Source organism: Nostoc sp., assembly GCF_036917455.1.
In the GTDB taxonomy this organism is placed as follows: Bacteria; Cyanobacteriota; Cyanobacteriia; order Cyanobacteriales; family Nostocaceae; genus Nostoc.
In genome coordinates this window covers 62804-81507 of the sequence record NZ_JBALDK010000214.1, presented here as the reverse complement: position 1 = coordinate 81507, position 18704 = coordinate 62804, and the positions used below count along the sequence as shown (strand labels likewise).

Here is an 18704-nt window from a genome sequence, read left to right as displayed (position 1 = left end):
CATTAATTATATATTTTGTAGTATATAGTACTTTAAAGTACGTAATCTTGATTAGCGATCGCTCTTGGGAAAAAACTTTTTGGTTTACTGATAATATGTGAGTTTCTGTAGTGGTTCTATAGTTGACAGGAGACAAAAATGAATATATTTGGTATTGGTCTGCCGGAAATGGCTGTAATTATGGTAGTAGCGCTGTTAATCTTTGGCCCAAAGAAGTTACCAGAAATTGGTCGGAGTGTGGGCAAAACAATTCGTAGTTTTCAAGAAGCTTCTAAGGAATTTCAAACCGAGTTTCAAAAAGAAGCAGAACAGTTAGAAGAAGCTGTCAAGACTACTGCTGAATTGGAACCTAAGCAAATCTATCCTGCTAAATCTGAGCAGGATACCGCTAGTTCTTCTCAACCTAGTTAGGAGAATGCTGGATATCAATTGACTGTAGGCAAAATGACAGAAGCTGTTACGCAACCAGCTTTGGTGATTCCCCAGCTAATTGTCGGGTTGGGGAATCCAGAAAGCAAGTACGACCAAACACGCCATAATATTGGCTTTGCTGCTGTAGAAACTCTCTCTCGTTCTTGGCGCATTTCTTTAGCAGAAAACCGCAAGTTTCAGGGTGAGTATGGCGAGGGTATAGCCCCAAGTGGAGGTAAGATTCGCTTGTTAAAGCCGTTAACATATATGAATCGCTCAGGACAGTCAATTCAAGCGGTGACAAGTTGGTATAAATTGCCGCCTGAGTCCGTACTGATAATTTATGACGATATGGATTTGCCATTGGGAAAAACTCGGCTGCGCTTATCTGGTTCGGCTGGGGGACATAACGGCATGAAAAGTGCGATCGCACATCTTAGTACCCAAAACTTTCCCCGTTTACGAATCGGTATTGGTAAACCCAAAAGTGCAGATAATAACGATAATTCTGAGACTGTCTCCCATGTCTTGGGGCGATTTTCTGCCGCCGAAAATCAGCAGATGTCTCTTGTACTTCAGTTCGTGGTTGAGTGTATTGAACTAAGCCTCAAGCAGGGAGTAGAAAAGGCGATGAATGTTTGTAATAGCCGCACCATTAATAATTCTGAGTCTTAGGGGTAAGTTTGGTAAAGGCGCTTATTTGGGTTGATGGGCAGCGATTTTAGCTTGCTCCATCCAACCAAAATAAAGCCATTAATGCGCTCTTAGCGCTAGTAGATCGGATGGAAAAATTTATAATGTCAAATTTTTATGACTGTAATATGACCTGGCAATAAATATAGTTTTGCCTACTCTCACAATCCTAAGTTATTCATTAGACAGAAAATCCCCGACTTCTTTGAGAAGTTGGGTAACTATGACTTTCAATTCTCATCAATCAAATAAGATTGCTATAGCAAATATGAGAAAATTTGATTATATTTCAAAAGTCTAAAAGTTTATTCTGCCCTCATTAAATAATTTATATCCGGCTGCTAATGCGGCGAAAGCAACAAATAAATTCCATAAGCTAGTCGATCTAATAAATTACTCCACCACTGAAGAAAACTAGTACTACGCCAATCCCTAACAAAATCCATCCAAGCTGACTAGCCTCTCGGCGAAAAAACACCAATGTAAACACACCTGTCATAATCGCTAATACGGAAACTGTAGCTGGTAATCTGCTGGCAAAAGGTATATAGTAACCGCTAACAAATATAATGTTTTGACCAAAAAAGTATAACCCTGTGAAAAGTAGGATTAAACCTATAAGTTTTATTAACAATCTGCCCATAATATTTTTATATTATATTTTTAATGTCTGAAGCAAATTTTAACCCGATTCGTAGCGGAATTGTAAAATTGCTACTAAATTTTACCTTAACTTAATTAAAGTTAAGAGAATATACTGAATGTCAGTCCAGCCTATCTGAAGATGTCAGTACAAGTAATGTTAATTACATGAAGTAGTCCTTGCCAGGGTGCGATCGAGGTGCTTTAATAGCGATGTCTAACGACAAGAAGCAGAGCTTCTACGCATTCCGCAAAATAGTTCTACTTAAAAAATATGTACAAGACGTGCAGTGACTCGACATCGCTGCTAGCGTTTATAAAATTACAGACTCAAAACATTAAACTCTAAAGATATGACAAGCTAGTAGCATATCTTTGACACTAAATTCTCCCGAAAGCTGAATAGGAGCATACATGGAGCCAATTATTGCTATAGTTTTAGCCCTTATAGGTTATGCATTAGGTTCTGCAAAACTGATTAATCAAGGAAATGAAGCCTTAGTCGAACGCTTGGGGCGGTATCATCGCAAACTGAAACCAGGGCTGAACTTTATTGTTCCCTTGGTAGATCAGATTGTGATGGAAGATACTACACGAGAGCAGTATTTAGACATCAAGCCTCAGAATGTGATCACCCAAGATAATATTTACGTAGAGGTGGATGCTATTGTCTACTGGCGGATTCGAGATATTGAGAAAAGCTTTTATGCGATTGAGGATCTGCAAGGGGCATTAACACAGGTAACTACAACCACGCTCCGAGAAATTATTGCCCAAAACACCCTAGAACAGACCAATGTCTCCAGATCGGAGATGGACACAGCTATCTTAGACCAGTTGAATAATATAACGACAGATTGGGGAGTTGATATTCTCCGATTAGATATTCAGAGTATTACTTTACCTGAGAGTGTACGAAAGTCTAGGGAAGAGGAGCAAGCCGCCGTAATTAAAAAACGGGCACTGATTACTGAAGCAGAAGGGGAAAAGGAAGCTGCTATTAAAAAAGCAGAAGGAACTATGGCTTCAGTGCAAATCATTTCTCAAGCTCTCCGTTCCAATCCAGATAGTAGGGATATTTTGCGGTATCTTGTGGCTCAAGATTACGTAGATGCTAGCCAAAAACTTGGTGAGAGTAGTAATGCCAAAATTGTCTTTGTAGACCCAGCTAACTCAAGTGAAATGTTCCAAGAGTTGATAGCCGAGTCAGTAACTCAAGAAGGTAACGGCAAAAAAAACGAAGAACGGTAATACCTAGCAATCATCCTGTATAGGTTGTCTCAATAGAGCATCGGCTACTAATGATACATCGCGCATTTCTTGAACATCGTGAACTCGGAGGATATCAGCACCATTAAAAATAGCAGCACAACAAGCTGCTGCCGTTCCCCAAACTCGTGCTTTGGGATCTGGTTGATTTAGAATGCGACCAATGAAACTTTTACGGGATGCCCCTACCAAGATAGGACAGTTAAGTGTTGTTAGCGATCGCAAGCCGCGAAAAATTTCTAAATTTTGCTCATAGTTCTTAGCAAAACCAATACCAGGATCGATAATGATTTTATCCTGGTCAATGCCCGCAGCAGTTGCTACCTTAATTTGTCGAGCCAAAAAACTATAAATCTCTCTGAGCAAATCTTGATAATCAGTTTGTTGTTGCATCGTCTGTGGTGTCCCCCGGATGTGCATTAAAATAATCGGCACACCTAACTCTGCCACTGTCGGCAACATTTCTGAGTCAAAACTGCCACCAGAAATATCATTAATAATATCCGCTCCAACTTCTACAGATGCCCTGGCTACAGCCGCACGGGTTGTATCTACAGAAATCGGAATTGAAATTTTCGGTCTTAGTACCTGTAACACCGATAACACCCGGTCAAGTTCCTCAGCCAGAGTTATTTGCTTTGCCCCTGGCCGCGTTGATTGACCGCCCACATCGATAATATCAGCACCAGCAGTTACGAGTGCTTGCGCTTGTACTAAGGCGGTAGAAGTAGTGTCAAATTCACCCCCATCACTAAAGCTATCAGGCGTTACATTCAAAATGCCCATTAAATAAGTTCGCTGTCCCCATTCAAAACAGCGTTCTCGAATTATCAAATTGCTTGGCATAAATCTATATTAGGCATTCCCATGCAGAGCATGGGAACGAAAAGAAAGCATATTACACTAAGTGAAAATTCACAATCCGAGCGAAACTTTCAGGTTCCAAACTTGCTCCCCCCACTAAAACGCCATCGATTTCTGGTTGAGCCATGATTTCATCAATATTATTTGGCTTAACTGAGCCACCATATTGAATTGATACATTTGGATTACTCAACTGGCTCCGAATTAAGCCAATTATTCGATTAGCTTCCAGTGCTTCACAAGTTTCACCAGTGCCAATTGCCCAAATCGGTTCATAAGCAATCACCAAATTATTCTGATCGATATCTACCAAACCTTTATCGAGTTGGAGAGCAATCAGTGATTCAGTTTCTCCTGCATCTCGTTGTTGTTTAGTTTCACCAACACAAAGAATAGGTGTCAAACCAAACCTTTGAGCAGTTCGGAGGCGCAGATTAACGGTTGCATCCGTTTCACCAAAGTATTGTCGTCGTTCGCTATGACCGACAATCACAAAGCGCACACCACTTTCTGTCAGCATTGGGCCAGAAATTTCACCCGTATAGGCTCCAAATTCTTCCCAATGGATATTTTGTGCCCCCAGTTGGATGAGGCTACCGTGCAAAGTTTTGGACAAAACACTTAAATTAGTGAATGGAGGGCACAATATCACTTCTCGCCCTTGGGGGGTTTCCTCTAAGTGGGGCAGAAATCCTTGTAAAAACTCCTGGGTTTCTGCCTGGGTTTTGAACATTTTCCAGTTGCCGGCAATAACGATTTTCCGCACAGGTAATTTAGTCAAGATTCTAACGTGCTATTTAGATGCATTTTTCAGTTTATGACTTTTTGTTAGTCATTAGTCATTGGGCTATTCCTTTTTACTCCCCACTCAGCACTGATGAGGATTATTCTCCTTTGAGCCACAAACCCCTGCTAAAAATAACTAGGATAAGAGACGGGGCTAATCAAATAAATCCCAAATCTCAAATTGATATGACTTCGCCATTACCCGTGCCTGAACCTCATCAAAGCAATTCTGCTAACACTGAAGCAAATTCTCCTAGTTGGGAGGAAGAACTTGACAGTGCCATTTTCAGTTTTGAAGACATTCAAACGGAACTGAACTATAAACAAGCACAAACGGCGCTGCGAAACTTGGTAGCCAATCTCGACCTCACCCCCCAAGAAAAAACTGGATTGGAAACGGAAATTGCTGATTTAGAAACCATGCTGGGGAAGTTAGACCGGATGGTGGTGCAGATTGCGACTTTTGGCATGGTGGGACGTGGTAAGTCTTCGCTACTCAATTCTTTGGTTGGACAAACAGTATTTGAAACAGGGCCCCTGCACGGTGTCACCCGGACTGCACAAACAGTTAATTGGAGTATTAGTGAGGAAGCGATTGGAGAAACTGAACGGGCTTTGCGGGTTACTCTCCCTGGTGTAGGTCAATCGCAGGTGGAATTAATTGATACTCCTGGGTTAGATGAAGTAGATGGTGCAACTCGTGCCGCGTTAGCTGAACAGATTGCCAAACAAGCGGATTTGATTTTATTTGTGATTTCTGGCGATATGACAAAGCTAGAATATGCCGCCCTTTCTCAGTTGCGGGAAGCTGGTAAACCGATAATTTTGGTGTTTAACAAAGTAGACCAGTATCCAGAAGCAGATCGGATGGCTATTTATCACAAAATCCGGGATGAAAGGGTGCGGGAATTACTCACACCTTTAGAAATTGTTATGGCTGCGGCATCGCCATTGGTGAAGACAGCTATTCGTCGCCCTGATGGTACTAGGGGCATACAGTTGCGTACAGGGAATGCCCAAGTTGAAGAACTGAAGCTGAAAATCTTGGAGATTCTGCACCGTGAGGGTAAAGCCTTAGTTGCTCTTAATACCATGCTTTATGCCGATGTTGTAAATGAGCAGTTAATCGAACGAAAACTGATGATTCGGGAACAGAATGCTAATCAGTTGATTTGGAAGGCTGTGATGACTAAGGCATTAGCGATCGCAGTTAATCCCGTAACTGTGGTAGATATTCTGAGTAGTGTGGTTATTGATATTGCTCTGATTTTGGGTTTATCTAAGCTCTACGGCTTCTCTATGACCGAAGCCGGAGCTGTCCAATTGCTACAAAAAATCGCCCTGAGTATGGGCGGAATCGGTGCTAGTGAATTGTTGGCAAATTTGGGCTTGAGTGGATTGAAAACTTTACTTGGGATCTCTGCAACAGCAACAGCAGGTCTTGCCCTTGGCCCTTATATATCGGTGGCGCTGACCCAAGCGGGAGTAGCTGGTGTTTCTTCTTACGGGATTGGACAAGTTACCAAAGTTTATTTAGCTAACGGCGCGACTTGGGGGCCTGATGGGCCGAAAGCAGTGATTAATCGTATTTTGACAAACCTGGATGAGACTTCAATTCTCAATCGGATTAAAGATGAATTGCTCTATAAGGTAAAACTCAGAAAGTGATGCATATAAGTGCGGTATCTAGAATTTATTCTGACTCTTGACTCCTGGCTCCTGAATTCTGTTTCGATAAAATAAAAAATTCTAAATATCTAATCCAACAACCATTAACTCAGGCGGATGTTCAACATTAAATTGGTAATATATCTCTCGTCGTTCTCGTGCTGGAAGAGTTAACTGCCATTCTACAATGCCCATTTCACCAAGCTGAATTTGAGGGTTACTGCGGCTGAGGCGCACTTTAATTTGCTCGTTGCGGCTAACTGGCAATTGCTCAGTTACCTTCAGATTTACTTCTTTATCGAGTAAGTTCGTAATTATCAACCGATAACTATAAGTAATCCGGCGCTGGTTGCTAATTAATCTTTTATCGACCACGCGTTCAACTAAATCGCGTTCGATTTTTAAACCTTCATCAATCCCTAAATTTAGTTTAAATTCTTGCCCTGGTGCAATATTATCTAACTGAGTTGTTCCGATAAAAACATTGTTGCGGAAAATATTCGCTTGACCTGGTAACAAAGTCGTACCGCTGGGATTATTTTTGACATTTGCTTGTAAATAAGCGAAACTTACCAAACGCGGCATTGCTACATAATCAAAGTTACAAGGGTAATCATCGTTGAAAATCGTCGTTTTATGAGGTGCGCCATCACTGGGAATGTTACCGCCACCATTCAATTTAAAGGTAACTACACTCCCTTCTTTGGATACTTCTGCTGTAACAGTTTCTGCTTGGATAAGAACATCTTCTGCACCTTCGTCTTCTCCTTGCCAATCTGTTCTGGCAGCAGCACTAGGTGGTTCTGCTATGCTAGGCAGCAGTGGTGGCTGGGCAGCAAATCGTCGTTGTCGTAACATTTGTGGACGTGGCGCATCAATATACCAGGGTTCAAGTTTAGGTGGAAGTGTACCTAATCCCGGTTTAGCGGTAGAAAGGGTGAGATTTGCACCAATCCAATCTTCGCCACTGCTTTGAGTGATTTCTGCAAGGTAGCCCAGATGCACAATATCGCTAGTCGTGCTAAAGCGCAAGTCATAAAGCGGAGTCCAACTGGCGCGATTTACTATGTAAGACACCTCTAATTCAAATTCGCCTTCACCCGCTACTTCAACTCCTACAACTATGCTCAAACTTTCTTTGGGATGGGGTGTTTGGATTTTTTGCAATGAGGCGCGGAGTACTTGCAGTTCTTTGTCTAATTCCTGCTGTTGGGTTTTGCACTCTCCAGATGCGATCGCATATTCACTATACTGGCTTCCAAGAAAATTCAAAAAATCCAACGTTTCGCTTAGGCTAAGATTTTTCCGAGACAAACTTTGTGCAAAGGGTTCTTCGGTTTTTTCACGTAACCCAGCGATAAAACTAGACTGTAATGCTAAAGCATCGACTTGCGCTTGTAGATGGCGTTTTTCCGCTTCTAACTGCTCAATTTGCCTTGTCAAATGTGCGACACGCTCCGCCACAGGTTCAGTAGTGTAAATGCGATCGCTACTTACTCCTATCAAACGCACTGGCACTGTCCCTGTACCACTAACCCTGACAGACTCGGTTTCTAGAGTCTCTGGCACTGAAGTAATTACTAATTCCTGTTCAATTCCTGTTAAATCAACTACACCCCGTCGTGTAACCAATGCTCTGTCAGCATACACTGTAACAGCTACAATCTCGCTTTGTACTGTTTTGCGCCAAGATGGTGTTTCCGGGTTAACCACTGCCAGTCTTCCCCCATTTTTAATTGATTCTGCTGGTTAATTGTCAATGGTTCCCGGTCTAACAGTCAACCCCTTTGGGTAATTCGTAATTCGTAATTCGTAATGACGCTCTCTACGAGACTCTAAAAGCTAATGTGGACTCCCTACCGCTACGCTAACGTAATTATGAATTAGTCGTTAGCTGGTTCAAATATACTAAAAGGAATATCAGCTTTTTGTTCTACAAAATTCCTTGCCGCAGCTAAAAGATACTCATAGTAGGCACGAGCGACAATGGATAGCTGCTTACCTGCTGGGTAAACCATGTACCAATTTCGCTGAATAGGAAAGTGTTGGACATCTAAAATGCTAAAATCTGAAACGTCTGATAGTAAAGTATGACGAGATAAAACCGAAATTCCTAAACCACCTGCGATCGCTTGTTTAATTGCTTCGTTACTTCCCAATTCCAGTTTTACTTTTACTGTCACCCCTTGTTCTTCAAATAGGCTTTGGACGGCACGACGAGTTCCTGAGCCAGGTTCTCGCATAATAAAAGGTTGGTTAGACAGGCGTTGGATCGGAATATTTTTTTCCTTTGATAACGGATGATTAACTGGTGCAAAGACTATCAAAGGATTTTCTAAAAATGCCTCACAATTCACATCCATATTGTCTGGAACTTGACTCATAATATACAAGTCGTCCAGATTCTGACTCATGCGTTCCAAAATTTGTTCGTGATTCGTTACTTGTAGAGAAATATCAATCCCTGGATAAAGTTCGCAAAACGGCCCTAACAAACGTGGGATAAAATATTTCGCTGTCGTAATTACTGCCAAGCGTAATTGTCCCTGTTTTAGCCCTTTTAAATCTGCCACCTTCATTTCATACTGGGCTATATTTCCAAAAATCTGCCGACAAGTGGCAAATAATTCTCGTCCCGCCTCGGTGAGATATAACCGCTTCCCCACTTGCTCAAATAATGGCAACCCTACCGATTTTGTGAGTTGCTTAATTTGCATAGAAACGGTAGGTTGGGTGAGAAACAATTCCTCAGCAGCGCGAGTAAAGCTACTGTGCCGTGCTGCCGCCTCGAATACCTTTAACTGGTGCAGCGTCGCTTGCTTCAAAGGTGCTTCTCCTGTAAATAGCTATTCATCGATATAAAACTAGTATTACTGAACAGTTACAAATGCTATAGGAATCATATTTGATTTTTGAACAAAACTTAGATATTGTAGGGTGTGTTAGAACGCAGCAGTTCGTAACGCACCATCATCAAGAGTTTGATGCCGTACTCTCCGTGCTAACACAACGCCAGTTCGCTCAAGTCGGGGGTTTCCCACCCACACGACTGGCTCCCCTACGGATATTTTCTCCAAATCAAATACTAGTCCTGTATAGCAATACTCATAGAAAGTTACGAATTCTATTATAGATAAAACTCTATTACTTCTATTAAAATAAAGGTATTTTGTTTATGGATTTAAGAAGGTATTATCAGAACAACAAGAAAAGCGTAAGATTCCTTCCACTTCCTGATGAATGATGATTTTCTTAAATTCATCTATCATCATTCATCATTCCATAATTCTTCGGCAATTTTTGTCGGGAGCTTGGTTAAATCTGGTAATCTTAGTACCTCAATTTCGGCAACCTGTTCTTTCTCTTTAATATTCACTGGTAAGTTTAACGGTTGGTGTTTTTCTATCCAGCAGCTTGCTAATGGTAAGGTTTGCTCCATTTCATCTAGCGGTCGGGGAATTACCATCACTGCATTTAATTCTCCAATGCGTTCTGCCTCAAACATTCCCGCTTCCACAGCTACCGCCACATTTGCTACGGAACCACGAATAATGGCTGTACACAAACCCGCACCAATTTTTTCATAAGCTGCTAAATGAACATCGGCAGCTTTAAGCATGGCATCACACGCACCTACCATCGCTGGAAATCCTCGCGTTTCTACTAAACCAATTGCTTGATTACTCAGACGGCTGTAATTGCCCTCCTCCATCAATTTAGTGAAACGGGTTGTGATGGGAAGCACTATATCTAAATTAGGATAAGGTCGGGGAATTACCAAGCTAGAAATCAACTGACCAAACTGTTCAGCCGTTTGGACACCAGATTCTACCGCCAGACGCACGTCAGCAATTCCACCCCGGACGATCGCAGTACAATGACCACTACCAATTTTTTCATACCCAACTAGGTGAACTCCTGCTGATTTCAGCATCATATCCGCCGTCCCAACGATCGCTGGAAAGCTGCGGGTAGAAACTAAACCCAAAGCAGTGTCCTGAAAGGTTTCATAACTACTCGCTCCCTGGATGCTATTCATAGACCGTTGATTAGAAGTTTCCATGTGAACTTTCCCAGATAATCATAAAGCCGACAACTTACAATTAACACTTACTCAGACTAATCGTCAGAGTTTGGGTCGCTCAAGGATTGTCTATGGGGAAACAATGTAGTCAACAGTCTGTGTATGCTCCCTTGTCCATAAATTTGAGTGCCGAAACCGTTAGCGGATTCTGTAGTTAGCTGATTCGGGTCTGAGTCATGTTTTGTAGACTCTTGGATGGGTTCTGGTAAGGGGGGTTCAGCATCCTTGGCTGGTTCTTCCACGGGAGGAGGCTGGCTTTCTGGAGTGGTGGGAGATTTAAAGTAAGAAATTGACTTATTTTTTTTGAAATCCACAAAAGCCGCAGCCGAGAAGTTAGTTGAGGAAGTTACCTTTTCCTTAACTCCCCCTGAGCCATTTTCCTCTTCTTTCTGCGGTGGCGCACTTGTAACCGTAGCATTATTAGCAGATGGTTCAGGCTGATTTGTTTGAGCAATTTGCCGACTGGTGTCTCCTAAAATCGAACCAGATGGAACTACTTGTCCGGGTTCAACTGAATAGTTAAAAACTGTTGTTGCTGAACCAATACAAGCATTTGCTCCAATTTTGCCCTTGCCAACCATCAAAAAACCGGCTCCCAGGTTTGCCCCTGCTTCTACCTCTAAGGTTCCTTCATGGACTTGGAGAATTGCTCCCATACCAATACAGACCCCTGGCCCAATGACGATCTTGCTGTTTTCAGCCGCTTGGAGGATGACCCCAGGTGCAAGTACTGCGCTTGGATGAATAGTCACCTTACCACTAATGTAAGAATCAAAGTTATTGCTGAGGCGCAGTGACAGCAAAGACATGAAAAATTTAACCTCAGAAGCCGGAAGAAAATAAAGAGTTAGGAGTTTGTGAGAAATTGGGAGTTAGAAGTTATAAGTTAGAAGTGTGGGAATTTTTAAGATCAGAGTTTTGATTCAAAGCTTATTCTTAACTCCTAATTCCTAACCCCTAATTCCTTAAGGTCGTTGAATAATCGTTTCTAATACCCGACGCTTGGCTTTGGGGTCAATACCAATTAAGCGCACGTATTCTCCTTGGTATTCGCCGAGGTGTCTTTCTACCGCTGCGATCGCTTCTCTTTCTGAGGAGGCTTGAATTTGACCAGTAGTAATCCACGAACCAGTCCTAAACCGCCGTTGGTCTACGTGTTCAATACTAATTTTAGAGCCACTAGCCAATAATTGCCGGAGTTGATCTACTACTTCAGTACTCAACCGGGTACTGGTAGCTGTTGCTGTTGCGGTAGCCGCGGGTGTACTGCTAGTAAATGATTTTTCACTGCCAGAGGAGGCTACTTGACTATTTGGACGTTGAATAATTGTCTCTAATACCCGCCGTTTGGCTTTGGGGTCAATACCAATTAAGCGCACGTATTCTCCTTGGTATTCGCCAAGGTGTCCTTCTACGGCTGCAATCGCTTCTCTTTCTGAGGAGGCTTGAATTTGACCAGTAGTAATCCACGAACCAGTCCTAAACCGCCGTTCGTCTACGTGTTCAATGCTAATTTTATAACCACCAGCCAATAATTGCCGGAGTTGATCTACTACTTCAGTACTCAACCGATTACTGGTAGCTGTTGCCGTAGACCTCCCAGAGCCTCCACTGCTGCTAGCAAATGATGATTTTTGACTACCAGAGGTAGCTACTTGACCATTTGGACGTTGAATAATGGTTTCTAATACCCGCCGTTTGGCTTTGGTGTCAATGCCGATTAAACGTACATACTCACCTGGATGGCTTTCTATACATTCTTCCAAGGCAGAGATTACTTGATTGGTGGAAGTTGCATCAATTGGCTTGCAACTAGTCCAGGAACCAGTACGGAAGCGGCGCTCATCTACGTGCTCTACGCCAATTTTGTAACCACTTGCCAAAAGTTGACGGATTTGATCTAGAGTTTCGCCATTGACTTTGCCACTGCCAGAACTGCTACCGTTACCATTCCCATTGCTGTAGCTGTAGCTGCCATTGCTATGACTACTATTAGGAGCTTTAAAACTGGTAGCTGGTTTAGCATCACCATCCGGGCGTTGGATAATGGTTTCTAACACCCGTCGTCTACCTTTGTCAATTCCAAACAGTCGGACATACTCGCCGCTATGGTCTGTTACACAGCTTTCTAATGCTGCGATCGCTTCACGGAGGGATCTCGGTTCGATTGGTTGGCAGCTAGTCCAACAACCTGTGCGGAACCGTCTTTGGTCTACGTGTTCTGTACCAATCTTATATCCTTGCTCCAATAGATAGCGTAACTGCTCTATTGTTTCTCCACCCAAGCTATTGCTCGCCACTTCACTACTCCTTTCCAACTCTAAAACAGTAATACCACTACCTGTATAAGATTTAGCGTTCTCATCCCGAATGGGTGCTATACATTTGCTATCCGCAGCACAAAGATAACCAGCCCGTAGCGCCTGATTAATCCCAACCACATGATGAGCAAATTCCTTATCCTGATCTTGCACATCTGGCAAGCGGTCTGCTTGCTGCTGGCTAGTAATTATCGCTCCCGAAGGTACATACTTACCTGGGGGAATTTCTACGTCTTGAATCAAAGCGTGCATCATGACGATGCAACCTGCGCCTACCCTGGCATTAAACACTGTAGAGCGAAAGCCAATGAAGGAATTGTCCCCTACATAAGCTGGCCCATGAATTAAAGCCATGTGGGTAATGCAAGCATTTTTACCTACCCATACCGAGTATTTTTCTTGGTCATCGCCAACTACTCGACCTTGCTCTAACCCATGAATGACCACACCATCTTGAATATTGGTGTTTTCACCAAGATAAAAAGGTGTGCCTTCATCCGCTCTAATCGTAGTCCCCGGAGCAACGATTACATTTGCACCTATTCGCACATCCCCAATCACATTGGAGAATGAGTGTACAAAAGCAGTTTGATGGATTTTGGGTTCAGCTAAATTCCTTGACCACGGAGTTGGGGGTGCTGCCGTGCTGCGGACTGCCATTGCGAGATTCCTCCTATATTGTCATTAGTCAATGGTCATTTGTCCTTTGTATTCACTAATGACTAATGACCAATAACTAATGACTATCAATATTGATCTTTTTTGCTGTAAATTAGGCGATCTTCAACGTAAATAGTATCTATGATCGCCACTACTGCTGCATCTAATGGACGCTGTTCGTTGCCAACAACTTGACGAGCGGCACTACCACGAGTGATGAGTACCCACTCATCTACTCCTGCTCCCACAATATCTGCTGCTACTTCATACTCTGGTAGGATATTGCCGTTTTCATCTACTAATTGTAACAACAGTAGTTTCACACCTCTGAGAGTTGGCTCTTTTTGGGTGCTAACTACTGTGCCGCGAACTTTGGCAATTTGCATTACAAATTACGGTCTTCTACCGAAAGGACGAATTGCGTTCACATTTTCCCGGAATTGCTCTACGTCTTCTGTATAACGAATGGGTAGGACGTATTCCAAGTTTTCGTGAGGACGAGCAATGATGTGAGTCGAAAGCACTTGTCCACCATTGACTCGCTTCACTGATTCAACACCTGCGGCTACGGAAGCTTGAACTTCCGATACGTCACCCCGAACAATTACGGTAACTCGACCGCTACCGATTTTTTCATAACCGACTAGAGTCACACGAGCCGCCTTCACCATCGCATCAGCAGCTTCCACTACTGCTGGAAAGCCCAGCGTTTCAACCATTCCCACTGCAATTGACATTAGTTTTAATCCCTATTTAAAGTTTTTAGCTTCGGACAAAAGTGATGCTCAAAAAGGTATTGAGCGTTAATTACTTTTTTTAAACAGTTTTTAGGTACGGAACTGTTCTACAGCTTCTGTGTAACGAATTGGCAAGACGTATTCCAGGTTCTCGTGAGGACGAGCAATGATGTGAGTAGATAATACTTCACCACCAAAGACTCTTTTCGCCGCTTCAACCCCAGCAGCAACAGAAGCTTGCACTTCCGATACATCTCCCCGAACTATCACGGTGACGCGAGCGCTACCAATTTTTTCATAACCTACTAAGGTGACACGGGCAGCTTTCACCATCGCATCAGCAGCTTCTACCACTGCTGGAAAGCCCTTCGTTTCAATCATTCCAACTGCAATTGGCATCGCAGAACTCCTACAAAATTAATGCAATCTGTACTGTCGTTTGAATTTTTTGACGGGGAGAGCCTGATCTTATAGCTAAGAAAACACTTCCAAATTAAGCATAGGAAACCTTGGCGTTCCTGGCAATACGAATTACTATAATAGTTTATGATAAGAAAGTTTTAGAAAACTTAACAAAAATTCATCCAGGCTTTTGAGCAATTAAAATTTACTGAATTACTTGAGCAGCCACTTATGCTTTATAATTTCTTTATCACATTTAGAAAACGACATTCATAACCAAGGCTAATTCTATCTAGCGAGGTAGGAGCGGCGGCTGTATCTTTTACTGTATCTATCTTTTCTCAGATTTTGCCATGTGTACAACGACTAGGTAAAAAGTATATAATTTTTTCAAATGTATCGTATAAAGTACTCTGCTTCAAGTAGAAATACAAATGTAAAAACAGAGGTAAGGTTAAGGCAAGTAAATGCTTTTACGTATGTAAAGTTATATTTTATCGAAGTTTATTAGGGGAAACTCAAGTAAAAATACTTTTGATAGTTTAGTTGAAACAATAATAAAAAAATGTTGATATTTTAGTAGATTAATTATTTTAAATAAATAATTGTCTGAAAGATTTTTTAAAATAAAGGCTGAGTCATCAAGGTAAATTTAAATGGAACAATTTCTATTTTCAACAAGTTGGTTTGTGCCTTTATATAGCTTATTAGGTGCAATTTTGACCTTGCCCTGGGGAATAGGAATAATTCGGCGAACAGGGCCAAGACCTGCGGCATACATCAACTTTTTGACAACTGTTGTGGCTTTTGTCCATAGTCTGTTTGTGTTTAAAAATATCTGGGATAGAGAACCAGAAAAGTTACTCGTACCGTGGTTCAAAGCTACTGATTTAGACTTATCTTTTACCTTGGAACTCTCAGCAGTCAGCATTGGGGCAACAGTTTTAATTACAGGTTTAAGCTTACTAGCACAAGTTTACGCTCTGGGTTATATGGAGAAAGACTGGTCGCTGGCACGTTTTTTTGCGCTGCTGGGATTTTTTGAAGCAGCGTTGACTGGTCTAGCAATCAGTGATTCTTTGTTTCTCAGCTATACCCTTTTAGAAGTTCTGACGCTTTCAACTTACTTGCTAGTGGGCTTCTGGTATGCTCAACCTCTAGTAGTGACGGCGGCGCGAGATGCGTTTTGGACTAAACGGGTAGGAGACTTATTGCTGCTGATGGCTGTAGTGACGCTTTCCACCTTAGCGGGGAGTTTGAACTTTTCGGATTTATATGAGTGGGCGCAAACAGCTAATTTAAGCCCAGTGACATCAACATTGCTGGGTTTGGCGTTAATTGCTGGGCCGGCTGGTAAATGTGCCCAATTTCCCCTGCACCTCTGGTTAGATGAGGCAATGGAAGGGCCAAACCCAGCTTCGGTAATGCGAAACTCGCTGGTAGTCGCTGGTGGCGCATATTTACTGTATAAATTTCAACCATTGTTAGCACTGTCACCAGTTGCCTTAAATGCTTTGGTAATCATGGGTACGGTGACAGCTATTGGGGCAACATTAGTATCTATAGCTCAAATTGACATTAAACGATCGCTATCTCATTCCACCAGTGCATACATGGGGTTAGTGTTTCTGGCGGTAGGGTTACAGCAAGGGGGTGTAGCCTTGATGTTGTTGTTAACTCATGCGATCGCTAAAGCATTATTATTTATGAGTTCCGGTTCAGTCATCTTAACTACCCAAAGCCAAGACCTAACAGAAATGGGCGGACTTTGGTCACGGATGCCAGCTACCACCACCGCCTTTATTGTCGGTTCTGCGGGGATGGTGACAGTGCTACCACTCGGAAGCTTCTGGGCAATGCTAGCATGGGCTGACGGTTTCGTAAATATTAGCCCTTGGGTGATTGGGGTTTTATTATTAGTCAATTGCTTGACAGCATTGAACTTAACCAGAGTTTTCAGATTAGTCTTCTGGGGAAAACCGCAACAAAAGACCCGTCGCACGCCAGAAGTTGGTTGGCAAATGGCCTTACCGATGGTGACTCTCACGGTTTTGACTCTGCTTTTGCCCTTGATGCTACAGCAATGGTACTTATTACCAGATTGGGCAAGTATTAATTGGTATGTAGCATTAGCCTTGTTTAGTTCTACAGTACTGGGAATAGTTGCAGGGTCTACAGTTTATCTGCACAAAGCTTGGTCAAGATCCAGATTTTTGGCGTGGAGATTTGTGCAAGACTTATTAGGTTATGATTTTTATATTGACCGAGTTTATTTCCTAACGGTAGTGAGCGCAGTCGCACTACTATCTAGAGTTTCTGCTTGGAGCGATCGCTATTTAGTTGATGGTTTAGTAAACTTGGTTGGGTTTGCGACGATTTTTGGCGGACAAACTTTAAAGTACAGCATTTCTGGGCAATCTCAGGGCTATATGTTGACCATCCTCGCAGTTGTCAGCGTCCTGGTTTTCTTCATCGGCTGGTCATCGGGTTTACTAGATAAATTGCCTTTTTAAAGAGGTTAGCACAAATAAATTTAATTAGTGGGGGTTGTCATTTGTCATTAGGAAAACTCTTCGCAATTCCCCATTACCCATTCCCAATTCTCCATTCTCCACTTGCTTATGCTTAGTGTTTTAATTCTAGTGCCGTTAATCGGTGCGGCTTTAATTGGTTTCTCGCCCTCTGGCATCAATGGTAAATTTGCCCGTGGGGTAGCTTTAGTCTTTGCCACTATCGCTTTCTTGTGGACAATCGTATTAGCAATTCAGTTCCATCCAGGCGAAATCACTCAACAATTTGCCGAGTCTGTCCCTTGGATAGATGTCTTAGGTTTAAACTATAACCTGGGAATCGATGGTTTATCTTTGCCACTGCTAGTTTTAAATGGACTATTAACTTCTATTGCCATCTACAGTAGCGATGAATCTCTACAGCGTCCTAAATTTTATTACTCTTTGATCCTATTATTAAGCGCTGGGGTAACTGGAGCTTTTCTGGCACAGGATTTACTGTTATTTGTCCTGTTTTACGAGTTGGAACTAATTCCTCTGTATCTATTGATAGCTATTTGGGGTGGGGAAAAGCGGGGTTATGCGGCGACAAAATTTCTCATTTATACCGCCGTTTCGGGAATCTTGATTTTAGCAAGTTTCCTCGGCATGGTTTGGCTGAGTGGTTCCTCTAACTTTGCACTAGCAACCTTAAACACTACGACTTTACCTTTAGCGACACAGCTTTTACTGCTAGCGGGGATTTTGATCGGTTTCGGGATTAAAATTCCCTTAGTTCCCTTCCATACTTGGTTGCCAGATGCTCACGTTGAAGCTTCCACACCTATTTCCGTACTATTGGCTGGGGTGCTGTTGAAGTTGGGAACCTACGGATTACTGCGGTTTGGCATGAACTTGTTACCAGAAGCTTGGGCTTATATGGCTCCTTGGTTAGCGACTTGGGCAGTGGTGAGTGTACTGTATGGTGCATCCTGCGCGATCGCTCAAACCGATATGAAAAAAATGGTAGCATACAGTTCTATTGGACACATGGGCTATGTGCTGTTAGCGACAGCTGCGGCGACACCATTAAGCGTATTAGGTGCTGTTATGCAGATGATTAGCCACGGCTTGATTTCCGCCATGCTGTTTTTGCTGGTAGGGGTTGTATATAACAAAGCCGGAAGCCGAAATTTAGATGTTCTCCAAGGATTGCTGAACCCAGAACGAGGTATGCCCGTAATTGGTAGCCTAATGGTTTTGGGAGTGATGGCCAGCGCTGGGATACCAGGAATGGTTGGGTTTATTTCCGAATTCATCATTTTTCGGGGCAGTTTCCCAGTTTTTCCAGTCCAAACGCTACTATCAATGCTTGGTACTGGCTTAACTGCGGTTTACTTTTTGATCCTCCTCGACCGTGCTTTTTTTGGTCGCTTGTCTGCACAAGTTACTAACTTACCACGTGTGTATTGGAGCGATCGCATCCCATCTGCAATTTTAGCTGTGCTGATTGTGATTTTCGGCATTCAACCCGCTTGGTTAGCACGCTGGACTGAACCAACAATTACAGCAATGGTGAATAGCCAAAACGTAGTATTAGCAGTGTCCTTGGATAAAGCAATGGGGAATGGGGATTAGGGATTAGGGACTGGGGATTAGGGACTGGGGATAAGGGAAG

16 protein-coding genes and 1 pseudogene are annotated in these 18704 nt (G+C 42.6%); 6 read left to right on the top strand and 11 right to left on the bottom strand.

From position 1 onward, the window contains the following. The first annotated feature begins 138 nt into the window (after nt 1–138). Nucleotides 139–411: a TatA/E family twin arginine-targeting protein translocase gene (locus tag V7K42_RS23450; RefSeq protein WP_094341797.1), complete on the top strand. Its 273-nt coding sequence runs from the start codon at nt 139–141 to the stop codon at nt 409–411. A gap of 33 nt (nt 412–444) precedes the next feature. Then, entirely contained in the window at nt 445–1086 is a 642-nt protein-coding gene (gene pth / locus V7K42_RS23445) for an aminoacyl-tRNA hydrolase (RefSeq protein ID WP_334919678.1), read from the top strand. A 315-nt stretch (nt 1087–1401) separates the two neighbouring features. Here pth and V7K42_RS23440 read toward each other — a convergent pair. After that, nucleotides 1402–1747, bottom strand: a pseudogene (locus tag V7K42_RS23440) (hypothetical protein). Nucleotides 1748–2160: 413 nt separating this feature from the next. Between V7K42_RS23440 and V7K42_RS23435 the strand changes: the two are divergent. After that, nucleotides 2161–2997, top strand: a complete 837-nt coding sequence (locus tag V7K42_RS23435) for an SPFH domain-containing protein (RefSeq protein WP_334919677.1) — start codon at nt 2161–2163, stop codon at nt 2995–2997. A 3-nt stretch (nt 2998–3000) separates the two neighbouring features. On the opposite strand, the gene folP is transcribed toward V7K42_RS23435, so the two are convergent. Continuing rightward, nucleotides 3001–3861, bottom strand: a complete 861-nt coding sequence (gene folP / locus V7K42_RS23430; RefSeq protein WP_334919676.1) for a dihydropteroate synthase — start codon at nt 3859–3861, stop codon at nt 3001–3003. A 52-nt stretch (nt 3862–3913) separates the two neighbouring features. Further along, complete coding sequence (gene tpiA, locus V7K42_RS23425; protein WP_334890073.1) at nt 3914–4645, bottom strand: triose-phosphate isomerase; 732 nt, start codon at nt 4643–4645, stop codon at nt 3914–3916. Nucleotides 4646–4851: 206 nt separating this feature from the next. On the opposite strand from tpiA, the gene V7K42_RS23420 reads away from it, so the two are divergent. Further along, nucleotides 4852–6333: a GTP-binding protein gene (locus tag V7K42_RS23420; protein WP_334919675.1), complete on the top strand. Its 1482-nt coding sequence runs from the start codon at nt 4852–4854 to the stop codon at nt 6331–6333. Between the two features lie 81 nt (nt 6334–6414). On the opposite strand, the gene V7K42_RS23415 is transcribed toward V7K42_RS23420, so the two are convergent. From V7K42_RS23415 to V7K42_RS23380, 8 genes are all read right to left on the bottom strand, one after another. After that, nucleotides 6415–8046, bottom strand: coding sequence for a mucoidy inhibitor MuiA family protein (locus V7K42_RS23415; RefSeq protein ID WP_334919674.1), 1632 nt, complete (start codon nt 8044–8046; stop codon nt 6415–6417). A gap of 170 nt (nt 8047–8216) precedes the next feature. After that, entirely contained in the window at nt 8217–9158 is a 942-nt protein-coding gene (locus V7K42_RS23410; protein ID WP_334919673.1) for a LysR family transcriptional regulator, read from the bottom strand. Between the two features lie 443 nt (nt 9159–9601). After that, nucleotides 9602–10396, bottom strand: a complete 795-nt coding sequence (locus tag V7K42_RS23405; protein WP_094327597.1) for a BMC domain-containing protein — start codon at nt 10394–10396, stop codon at nt 9602–9604. A gap of 56 nt (nt 10397–10452) precedes the next feature. Then, nucleotides 10453–11226, bottom strand: a complete 774-nt coding sequence (locus V7K42_RS23400) for a transferase (protein ID WP_334919672.1) — start codon at nt 11224–11226, stop codon at nt 10453–10455. 156 nt (nt 11227–11382) lie between these two features. After that, a complete protein-coding gene (locus V7K42_RS23395; protein ID WP_334919671.1) occupies nt 11383–13398 on the bottom strand; it encodes a ribulose bisphosphate carboxylase small subunit in 2016 nt (671 codons plus the stop codon). 86 nt (nt 13399–13484) lie between these two features. Beyond that, nucleotides 13485–13784 (bottom strand): EutN/CcmL family microcompartment protein, encoded by a 300-nt coding sequence (locus V7K42_RS23390; RefSeq protein WP_322673550.1) that lies wholly within the window; start codon nt 13782–13784, stop codon nt 13485–13487. A gap of 6 nt (nt 13785–13790) precedes the next feature. Beyond that, nucleotides 13791–14135: a carbon dioxide-concentrating mechanism protein CcmK gene (locus V7K42_RS23385; protein WP_010995041.1), complete on the bottom strand. Its 345-nt coding sequence runs from the start codon at nt 14133–14135 to the stop codon at nt 13791–13793. Between the two features lie 90 nt (nt 14136–14225). Further along, entirely contained in the window at nt 14226–14534 is a 309-nt protein-coding gene (locus V7K42_RS23380; RefSeq protein ID WP_012410633.1) for a carbon dioxide-concentrating mechanism protein CcmK, read from the bottom strand. A 659-nt stretch (nt 14535–15193) separates the two neighbouring features. Between V7K42_RS23380 and V7K42_RS23375 the strand changes: the two genes are divergently transcribed. Both V7K42_RS23375 and V7K42_RS23370 read left to right on the top strand, forming a co-directional pair. After that, nucleotides 15194–17050 carry an NAD(P)H-quinone oxidoreductase subunit F gene (locus tag V7K42_RS23375; protein WP_334919670.1) on the top strand — a complete coding sequence of 619 codons (1857 nt, stop codon included), beginning with the start codon at nt 15194–15196 and terminating at the stop codon, nt 17048–17050. Nucleotides 17051–17158: 108 nt separating this feature from the next. Beyond that, nucleotides 17159–18664: an NADH-quinone oxidoreductase subunit M gene (locus tag V7K42_RS23370; RefSeq protein ID WP_334919669.1), complete on the top strand. Its 1506-nt coding sequence runs from the start codon at nt 17159–17161 to the stop codon at nt 18662–18664. Nucleotides 18665–18704 lie beyond the last annotated feature (40 nt).

Bases quoted from the DNA above. Each gene is read 5' to 3' on its own strand.
- V7K42_RS23450 (WP_094341797.1), top strand. From the start codon at position 139: ATGAATATATTTGGTATTGGTCTGCCGGAAATGGCTGTAATTATGGTA.
- V7K42_RS23405 (WP_094327597.1), bottom strand. From the start codon at position 10,396: ATGGAAACTTCTAATCAACGGTCTATGAATAGCATCCAGGGAGCGAGT.
- V7K42_RS23380 (WP_012410633.1), bottom strand. From the start codon at position 14,534: ATGCCAATTGCAGTTGGAATGATTGAAACGAAGGGCTTTCCAGCAGTG.
- folP (WP_334919676.1), bottom strand. From the start codon at position 3,861: ATGCCAAGCAATTTGATAATTCGAGAACGCTGTTTTGAATGGGGACAG.
- pth (WP_334919678.1), top strand. From the start codon at position 445: ATGACAGAAGCTGTTACGCAACCAGCTTTGGTGATTCCCCAGCTAATT.
- V7K42_RS23375 (WP_334919670.1), top strand. From the start codon at position 15,194: ATGGAACAATTTCTATTTTCAACAAGTTGGTTTGTGCCTTTATATAGC.
- V7K42_RS23385 (WP_010995041.1), bottom strand. From the start codon at position 14,135: ATGTCAATTGCAGTGGGAATGGTTGAAACGCTGGGCTTTCCAGCAGTA.
- V7K42_RS23370 (WP_334919669.1), top strand. From the start codon at position 17,159: ATGCTTAGTGTTTTAATTCTAGTGCCGTTAATCGGTGCGGCTTTAATT.
- V7K42_RS23435 (WP_334919677.1), top strand. From the start codon at position 2,161: ATGGAGCCAATTATTGCTATAGTTTTAGCCCTTATAGGTTATGCATTA.
- V7K42_RS23400 (WP_334919672.1), bottom strand. From the start codon at position 11,226: ATGTCTTTGCTGTCACTGCGCCTCAGCAATAACTTTGATTCTTACATT.
- V7K42_RS23390 (WP_322673550.1), bottom strand. From the start codon at position 13,784: ATGCAAATTGCCAAAGTTCGCGGCACAGTAGTTAGCACCCAAAAAGAG.
- V7K42_RS23395 (WP_334919671.1), bottom strand. From the start codon at position 13,398: ATGGCAGTCCGCAGCACGGCAGCACCCCCAACTCCGTGGTCAAGGAAT.
- V7K42_RS23420 (WP_334919675.1), top strand. From the start codon at position 4,852: ATGACTTCGCCATTACCCGTGCCTGAACCTCATCAAAGCAATTCTGCT.